Source organism: Candidatus Angelobacter sp. (assembly GCA_035607015.1).
Lineage (GTDB): Bacteria > Verrucomicrobiota > Verrucomicrobiia > Limisphaerales > AV2 > AV2.
In genome coordinates this window covers 1-9,235 of record DATNDF010000118.1, presented here as the reverse complement: position 1 = coordinate 9,235, position 9,235 = coordinate 1, and the positions used below count along the sequence as shown (strand labels likewise).

Genomic DNA, 9,235 nt, shown 5'->3' with positions numbered 1-9,235 from the left:
AATTCCACGGACACCGGTTTCCTGTTTTTCTCGGGCGGAGGGGGGGACAATGCCCTTTACGTTGATTTTCTTGAACTCAAGGGCGCGGCAAAAACCGACCCGCAGTCGTTCCTGGGAATCAACTCTGATCTGGTCATTTATTTTGCCGAGGCGAACGTCCCCGCTGAATCGCTCGATGGATTGTTTGCAGACGGGGGCCAGCCGGCAGGCCGCTTGCGCTGGGTGAAGGATTTCGCCGGTCCAAATTCCTCCGTGGATGTGCTGCTGTTGAACGGTCAAACCGTCAAAATGAATCGCGCGTTGCGGAACAGCACAACGATCGACACGGACGGGGACGGCGTGGCAAACGCTTATGATTTCTATCCGCTGGATGCAGCTGCGTGGAACAGTGTTCCGCCGCCCGGTGGCGCATTGACAAGCGTTGCGCTGGTCAATATTGGATCTTCGCGGGCCGTCTCAGTGTCCTGGAGTTCCGTGCCGGCGACAAGCTATAGCGTGGAATACACCACCAGTCTATCCGCGCCCAACTGGCAACCCTTGATGAATTACACAAACATGACCGTCACCAACGGCACCGTCAACGTGCTGGACACGACGTTGCCGGTTGGCGAATCGCAGCGATTTTACCGCTTGCGCTTCGGTCAGTGATCGCGAAGGCCCATGTGACCAAATTCATCGGATGGAGTGCTGGATTGTGTATTGGCGACCTGTGCCTGCGGCGCTCTCCGAGTCAGCCGGCAGTTGAAGTTTTCTAGCAAAACGCATGAAGATCCGTTTTTTGATCATCGCAAATCTGGGCTTGGTGGCCTGCGGAATTCCCATGGTTCGAGCCCAGTTGCCGCCACAGCGCGCCTCTCTCGCCAATTACGACAAACGCAATACGGACCCCGGCACAGTCGCAACGACTCCGACACAACAGGCGGCCGAGTCGGCGCTGAAAGCCAGTGTTCCCGGTCTGCGTTTATCGCGGGACAAAGTTCTCGGCACGCCCCGGCTGGTTGCCGCTTCGGAGGGGTTTTTGAGCGGGCCAGGAGGGCAGGGCAAGGCGCTCTCCATCCCCGCGGGACGCGCGGTCGTCGCAACCGATCCCAATGCTCCCATAAAAAACTTTCTAAACGAACACGCCGCTCTTTTCGGCCATAATGCAGGCGTGTTGGCAACCGCGAGAGTCAAGCGCGATTATGTCACCGCGCACAACGGCCTTCATACGGTGGTTTGGGAGCAGACCTTGGATGGCATTCCGGTTTTCGAAGGCCTGCTCGTCGGTCACATCACCAGGAAAGGCGAGCTTGTAAGTATATCAAGCCGGTTCGTGCCGGATGTCACCGCTGCGGCAGACGCCGGCACGCCCAATCGCACCGCTCTCGCCTCCGCTCCGGCAATTTCTGCTGCGGAGGCGTTGGTCAGGGCGGCGTCAAATGTCGGCGCTGATATCCCGCTCGATTCGGTAACTTCACTCGGTCGTGAAGGGGGAGCGGAAAAGCACGAGCGATTCAACGCGCCGCTGCTGAACGGTCCTACTTCCGTGCATCTGGTCTGGCTGCCCATGAACAGCGCTTCAATGCGTTTGTGCTGGCAGGTGATTTTGATGAGCAGGCCGAGCGGAGAAATGTATTCCGTGCTGGTGGATGCGGAGACCGGTGAAATGCTCGTCCGTCGCTCTCTCACGAATTATCTGACGGATGCCTCCTACAACGTTTTTGATCAGGGGACTCCCGCCCCCATGTTGCCCGGTCTGGCTGTTCCCGGCAGCGCCCAGGCGGCTTTCGTGAGTCGGAATTTGATCACTCTTACCGCGCTGTCCACGAACGCTTCTCCGAACGGCTGGATCAATGACGGCGACACGGAGACGAAGGGCAACAATGTTGACGCGCACACCGACTTGAACGCGGACGACATTCCCGATTTGCCCCGTCCTTCGTCAACCAATCGCGTTTTCGACTTTCAACTCGATCTTACCCAGTCGCCGCTCACCTATAGCAAGGCTGCCGTGGTGAATCTTTTTTACTGGTGCAACCTGTGGCACGACACTCTGTACGATCTTGGTTTCACGGAAGCCGCCGGAAACTTTCAGGACGATAATTTCGGGCGGGGAGGGGTGGACAAGGATGCGGTGCAGGCGGATGCTCAGGACGGCAGCGGCGTGGACAACGCGAATTTTTCGACGCCTCCCGACGGTCAATCCGGGCGGATGCAGATGTACGTGTTCATTGATCAAAGCCCCAACCGCGACGGCGACCTTGACGCTTCAGTTATTCTTCATGAGCACACCCATGGACTGAGCAACCGTCTGGTCGGTGGAGGGGTTGGAATCTCGGAGCTTCAGCCCGCGGGCATGGGCGAGGGGTGGTCAGATTTTTACGGCCTTTCGCTCATCGCGCCGGCAAACGCAGACCCTCATGCGAATTATCCGGAAGGAGCTTACGTGACCTATTTGTTGGGCGGCTTGAGGGACAATTATTATTATGGCATCCGCCGCTACCCTTATTCCACGGACATGGCGGTGAATCCGCTTACGTTCAAGGACATCGATCCGAGCCAGGCCGACTCGCATCCCGGTGTTCCCGTCAGTCCGATCTTTGGTGGCGGACAGGCCGATGAAGTCCACAATCAAGGGGAAGTCTGGTGCGTTACGCTGTGGGAAGCGCGGGCGAATCTCATCGACAAACTGGGCTATGGAGACGGCAACCGGACAATCCTTCAACTGGTGACCGACGGAATGAAGCTTGCGCCTGCGAACCCGACGTTCATTGAGGCCCGCGACGCGATCATCAAAGCCGACGAAGTTGACACGGGCGGTGACAACCGCAACGAACTCTGGCTGGCCTTCGCGAAACGAGGCATGGGATTCAGTGCTCGCGCGCCCGGCGCAAACACGACGGTTGGCGTGGTCGAGGCATTTGATCTGCCAGATGATGTGATCATTTCCCCACCGGACGGTGTTCTCGAAGTTTCGGTCACGCCGCCGTCCGGGTCGGCCTTGTTCGCATCGGATCAGCAGTCGATTTTCGTTCGGGTAACGGACGGGTTCGCGGTGACGAATGCGATTATTGCGGCGACCTCCACGGACGGCGCGGTCTGGGATTTCAGAAACGATGGTGTGAATCCGGATATCACCGGCAGCAATTCTGTTTATTCCGCCACGTACAACGTTCCCACGAATGTCAGCTCCGTCACGATCAGTCTGGTCATTTCGGCGCCCGGCAAGCTGACCAGTACGAACACGGTCCATTACGACATCATACCACTGCCGCCGAATGATAATTTTGCGGACGCCATCAAAGTGCCACCGGCAGGGGCTTCATACATCAGCAACAATAAATTTGCGACAACCGAGGCAGGTGAGCCTCGTCACGCCGGTGTCGCGACTTCCTCCGCGTCGTTGTGGTGGACCTGGTCGAGTGGCGTCACCACCAACGTACTGGTTGATACCGGCACGAGTTTGTTTGACACGGTGATCGGCGTTTACGCGGGGAGCCAGATTGGTTCGCTCACCAATGTGGCTTCGGCGAACGACATCGGAACCAGACGCCAGGCGTTTGTGACTTTCCAGGCAACCGCGGGCGTGTCCTACCGCATCGCTGTTGCGAGCGTGAGCCCGAATGGTACGGGTACGCTCCATCTCCGGATCGTGCCCGGAGGCTCGGCCGATACGGCAGCTCCAGTGGTGACGGTTGATTCGCCGCCAAACGGGTTCGTGGTTACGACGAATCTCGTTCTGGTGGCCGGTACCGCCACGGATCCCCAGCCGAATCCTTCGGGTATAAACAGGATATTGATCAGCACGACTTCCAGCGATTATCCGGGCGAAGGATCGGAAATCGTCGTTACCAATATGGGAGCCAACAGCATTGTGGAAAGCACGAATTGGACGCAGTTCGTTGCCCTGACCAAAGGGCTTAACACGATTCGCGTCAGCGCGAACGACGTTGCCGGGAATGTTTCTTCTCCGGTCTTTCTGCACCTGACTTATACCCCGCGTGATCCAATCAACGACCTGTTCAACAACGCCATTCAATTGACAAATACGTCCGGAGTCAGCAGCGTGAACACGTTAAGCGCGACAAAAGAGGTGGGCGAGCCGTTGCACGCCGGGAATGTCGGAGGCAGATCGGTTTGGTGGAGTTTCACCGCGCCCTCCGATGGTGTGCTCACCTTGAGCACGACCAACTCGGCTTTCGATACCTTGCTGGGTTTGTACGTTGGTTCTCGCGTTAATAGTCTGACACCGGTGGCGAGTAACGACGACGCCTATGAAGGCGTTACATTCAGCAAACTCACACAATCGGTTCGCGCCGGCCAGACTTATCGAATTGCAGTGGACGGATTCGACGGGGCTCCCGGCGTCGTGTTCCTGAGTTATGATTTCGCCGCGTCGAATATTTTCCACGTGACCATCAATACGATTCAGAGCGGCACCGTCAGTCCGGCATCCGGTGACTACGCTGCCGGTTCTACCGTGGTGTTCACGGCCGTTCCGAACCAAAACTACGAGTTCGTGGGTTGGGAAGGCGATGTGACTTCGGCCCTGAACCCCCTGCCGGTTGTCGTGAACGGGGACGTGACCCTGACCGCGCGTTTCCGCGTCCATGAGTTCACCGACGGCTTCGAATCGGGTGCGTTCTCATCATTACCGTGGGTCACTGGAGGAAACACGCCCTGGCTCGTGGAAAGCAATGTGGTTTCGTTCGGCCAATTCGCCGCGCGTTCCGGCGTGATCACCAACAATCAGTCGAGCAGTTTGTCGCTCGTGTATTCGACCGCCGCGGGTGTCGCCTCATTTGACTACAAGGTGAGTTCCGAGACCAATTTTGACCGCCTCGCATTCTTCGTAAACGGCAATCTGGTGCAAAGCTGGTCGGGTGAAGTCGGCTGGGCCACTTATCAGTTTTCTGTTCCCGCAGCCACCAATACGTTTGAGTGGCGCTATACGAAGGATCCGAGTGGCAGTGCCGGCTTGGACGCCGCATTTATCGACGATCTCGAACTTCCTCTGGTCGCGCCGTCTCTGCGGCTTTTAAGTCCAACTGCTGGCGGATTTCAGGTTGAATTCCAGGGTCCGGGCGCACAGTCCGTTCGCATCCAGGCATCGACGGATCTGACCGCCTGGCAGACGCTTGCCACCACCAACCTCGCGAACGGCGCGGTGTTTCAATTCACAGACCCGCAGGCAGGAAGTTATCCGTTCCGGTTCTATCGTGCGGTTTCGCCGTAACGCCGACCTTGACGGGTCAACTTTCCGTTTCTCATCCGGGATTCCCGGGTCGTCAACTGTTGAATCCTGAGAAGGATCGTGCGACTCCGGGAGGTGTGCGTCCAAACGCTCATTTTCTTTCCAAAAGCCCACCGTTATGTTGTCACTCTCAATGCCACGCGTGAACACCACGCATTTTGCGTGAAATTCACGCACTGCCGCTGGAGAGAGGGGCGTGTTGTTGAGGACGGTGGGTGGCATTGTCTCTGCTGGAAAGAATCAACCCGTGGAACACAAAACGAGCCGCGTTGCGAAAGAATTCGTCCGATTTCGAAATGACGTGGCCGTTGGAAGCCCAACTCAAGCAGATTTGCTAATTCGTGGAAGGAGACAGTAAATGATTTCTAAACTACCCGCGATGTTGGTCGGTTCCCTGTGTTGTATTTTCACGCCGTCGGTGTTGTGCCAAACTCCGCCGCCCTCGCCACAGGTTGGCGTCGCGCCCCCGGACGGCACCATCATGGTCACCGAAACGACCAATTCGGTTTTTGTCACCGTTGGCAATTTCGACTCTTTTACCAACGTCACCGTGACTGGCACTTTCGGTTCGCAGAACATTTCCTTCCTCGATGGTGGTCAGCCACCGGATCAGACGGCGAGTGATGGAACATTCAGCGCAGACCTGATCATGCCCAAGGTGCCAGTGGGCGTGGCGTCGAATGTCACGCTCAGAGTGATTGTGACCGCCGAGGTGCCACCGCCGGACCCGCTGCCGGATCCTCCGCCTCCGCCGGACATCGTGATGGCCACGAACAAGGTCAATTACCTGGTCGTGCCGCGGCCTCCGAACGACAATTTTACAAACGCCTTCAAAATCCCCGGTGAAGGCGCCATCATTACCGCGACGAATAACTACGCTTCGATGGAGCCGGGCGAGCCGATGCACGCCCAGGTTGCTACGGTGGCAGCTTCCGTTTGGTGGACGTGGTCACCTGCATTCAACACGAACGTGCTCATCGATCTGGCCGGGAGTTCGTTTGATCCGGTTTTGGCGGTTTATACCGGCGTCACTGTCACGAACCTGCAACTGATCGCCGCTTCCACAAACGACATCGTAAACAATCTGAAGGCGCACGTGAATTTCAACGCCCGGGCGGGCGCTACCTACCGCATCGCAATCGCGGGGTATGACACGAACGGGGTGGGGGACATCCGTCTGCGGGTCGCGCCGGGAAGATTGCCGGACACAAATGGTCCGGTCACGACCATCATCAGCCCAGCCAGTGAATCGCTCTTTACCACCAACGTGGTCGCCTTTGCCGGCACCGCCAAGGACGCGTTGCCCGACGACACTGGAGTCAGTCAGGTGTTCCTTCAGGTCAATGCGGATCCACCGGTGGCGGCTTCAGGCACGACCACCTGGCTGGGACAACTGACACTGCCGCCCGGCACCAACGTTGTCCGCGCCTTCGCCCAGGACATCGCCGGTAATATCGGTCCCGCTGACACCATTGTGGTGCGGTTCATCAATCCGACGAACGACAACTTTTCCGATGCGATCGAGTTGACCGGTTTGGCCGGCACCCTCAGCGCGGTCAACGAACGCGCGACACTCGAGCCGGGCGAACCGTTGCACGCTGGCAACGAGGGCGGCCACTCGATCTGGTACAGGTTCCGCGCGCCCGTGAACGGCACCCTTTTCCTTACCACGACGAATTCCGATTTCGACACCCTCTTGGACGTTTACACGGGCGACAGCGTAACCAATCTCGGTGTGGTGGCGAGTAACGATGACGTCTTCACCAATAGCGATTTCAGTCAACTGACGATCACCGTCGCATCCAACGAGGTTTACTACATTTCCGTTGATGGTTATGGTGGCACTTACGGGAACATACAGTTGCAATATGCGTTCACAACAACGGAGCGTTTCTTCAGCCTGAACATTTCGCCGCCGTTGCTGGGCGGAAGTGTCAATCCACCGGCGGGACTTTATCTGGCGGATTCCACGCTTTATCTTACCGCGGCGCCTTCGAGAGATTTCGACTTCGTGGGCTGGTCCGGAGCCGTGAATTCCACGGTCAATCCCGTGACGCTGGTAATGAATCAAAACTATACTCTTGGCGCGACGTTCCGTTTGAAGAGCTATACGGACGGTTTCGAATCGGGCGCCTTGACATCTCTGGCGTGGACGTCGGCAGGCAACAGTCAATGGCGCGTGCAGTCGGACGTCGCTTCAGGCGGGCGTTTCGCCGCGCAGTCCGGCCCCGTCGGCGACAGTCAGCAGAGTTCGTTGATGTTGATCACGAATCTTCTTTCCGGAACCTGTTCGTTTGATTACCGCGTCAGTTCCGAGGCGGGATGGGATTTTCTGGAGTTTTATTTGAATGGCGTCCGATTGGGGCGATGGTCTGGTGAGGTCGGTTGGGCATCCTTCCAGTTCCGGGTCGTAGCCGGACTCAATACTCTGGAATGGCGCTATTCCAAAGACGCCAATTTCAGCGCCGGGCTTGATGCGGCCTTCATTGACAATGTCTATCTGCCGTTGCCCGATGCCGCCATCGCCGCGCGTTTGACACTTCTTCCCCTGCCAAGTGGCGCGGAGATGCTCCAGGTCCAGGGGTTGTCAGGCCGCCCGTATGTCGTCCAGACCTCCACAAACCTGCTGGACTGGAACTCTGTTGTCACGAATTCGTCCGACACGGGCACGATCCAATGGACCGACGCCAACGCGGTAAACTATCCGGTTCGCTTTTATCGGGCCCTTGCGCCGTAAACGAGTGCTTGACTGCGCCGGTTCGTCCGGTCGTTTCTTGTGTTCGTGAAAACCTTCGGGTTAACCGGCGGGATCGGCATGGGAAAGTCAACCGCGGCCGAGCTGCTGCGCAGGCGGGGTCTTCCGGTTGTTGATTCTGATGTCATCGCACGCGAGATCGTTGAGCCCGGCCGGCCGGTGCTCGCCGAGGTTCAGCGACGATTTGGAATGGAAATTGTAGGCGAAGATGGGCGCCTGCGCCGCGATGAACTGGCGCGGCGTGTTTTTTCAGACCCAGTGGCGCGACGCGATCTTGAGGCTCTTCTTCACCCTCGCATACGCGAAATCTGGCAGGCGCAATTGAAATCCTGGCGTGATGAAGGAACGGCGGTGGCCGTGGCGGTGATTCCCCTGTTGTTTGAAACGAACGCGCAGAGCTGCTTCGACGCAACGATTTGCGTGGCTTGCTCAAGTTCGACGCAGCGCCGGCGCTTGCTTGAGCGTGGCTGGAGCGACGCGCAAATTGATCAAAGAAACGCGGCTCAACTCCCGGTCGAGCAGAAACTGCTGCTCGCTGATTACGCAATCTGGACTGAAGGTCCCCTGGATGTGCACGAGGCCCAGCTCGGGCGAATCATCCCGTGAATTGAATTCTCAGCGCTCGGGTATTGCAATCCTGGTAACGCAAGTCTCGCTTTTCGGATGGAGGATCAAACCGCGTTGGGCTGCAGCCCAGCGTTGCAGGAGCGTCCGATAGGCTTCGACGGGTCCCGGTTCCGCGACGGCCAGGTTCTTCGTTTCGTCCGGATCGATCGAAAGATTGAAAAGTTTCGCCCGGCCGCTTTCCAGTTCGCAAATGAACTTCCACCGGCCATCGCGAAGTCCGAGAAAGCCCAGTGAGTAATCGGTAAGAAACAGGGCCATTTGCCGGGATCGTTGCAGCAGTGATGATCCTTGGTAGTCCCTGGGTATCTGCAGTCCGAGCAGATCCAGAATTGTCGGCGCGGTGTCTATGAGACTGGCCGTCCGGCTGACCCGGATTTGTTTGCGGACAAGTCCCGGCACAACGATGAGATAGGGCACACGCACATTCTCCTCATAAATGAACAGTGTATGGCCGAAGTTGCCGGAATGCTGGCCGAACGCTTCACCATGGTCGCCAAAAATGATGAATAGGGACTCGTTGAACAATCCGCGGGCTTTAAGCCCTTCGATGAGCTCGCCCAAAACCGCGTCACCGTAATGAAGTGCGTTGAGATAACGGCCCGCGTCGTCGTGTTCCGGGA

At 57.7% G+C, this 9,235-nt stretch carries 5 protein-coding genes; 4 read left to right on the top strand and 1 reads right to left on the bottom strand.

Annotated elements, in window-relative coordinates; translation table 11 throughout:
• The 4 genes from VN887_04990 to coaE all read left to right on the top strand — a co-directional run.
• Positions 1-648, top strand: a 648-nt coding sequence (locus VN887_04990; protein ID HXT39358.1) for a hypothetical protein, incomplete at its 5' end; no start/stop codon positions are given.
• 115 nt (positions 649-763) lie between these two features.
• Entirely contained in the window at positions 764-5,215 is a 4,452-nt protein-coding gene (locus VN887_04985; protein ID HXT39357.1) for a M36 family metallopeptidase, read from the top strand.
• A 376-nt stretch (positions 5,216-5,591) separates the two neighbouring features.
• Entirely contained in the window at positions 5,592-7,970 is a 2,379-nt protein-coding gene (locus VN887_04980; GenBank protein ID HXT39356.1) for a hypothetical protein, read from the top strand.
• 39 nt (positions 7,971-8,009) lie between these two features.
• Positions 8,010-8,594: a dephospho-CoA kinase gene (gene coaE, locus VN887_04975; GenBank protein ID HXT39355.1), complete on the top strand. Its 585-nt coding sequence runs from the start codon at positions 8,010-8,012 to the stop codon at positions 8,592-8,594.
• Between the two features lie 9 nt (positions 8,595-8,603).
• Here the strand turns inward: coaE and VN887_04970 are convergent.
• Positions 8,604-9,235 (bottom strand): sulfatase-like hydrolase/transferase (locus VN887_04970; protein ID HXT39354.1); only part of this gene is annotated, 632 nt, incomplete at its 5' end.

Excerpts from the sequence above, each read along its gene's own strand:
- VN887_04985 (HXT39357.1), top strand. The coding sequence starts at position 764 with ATGAAGATCCGTTTTTTGATCATCGCAAATCTGGGCTTGGTGGCCTGC.
- VN887_04980 (HXT39356.1), top strand. The coding sequence starts at position 5,592 with ATGATTTCTAAACTACCCGCGATGTTGGTCGGTTCCCTGTGTTGTATT.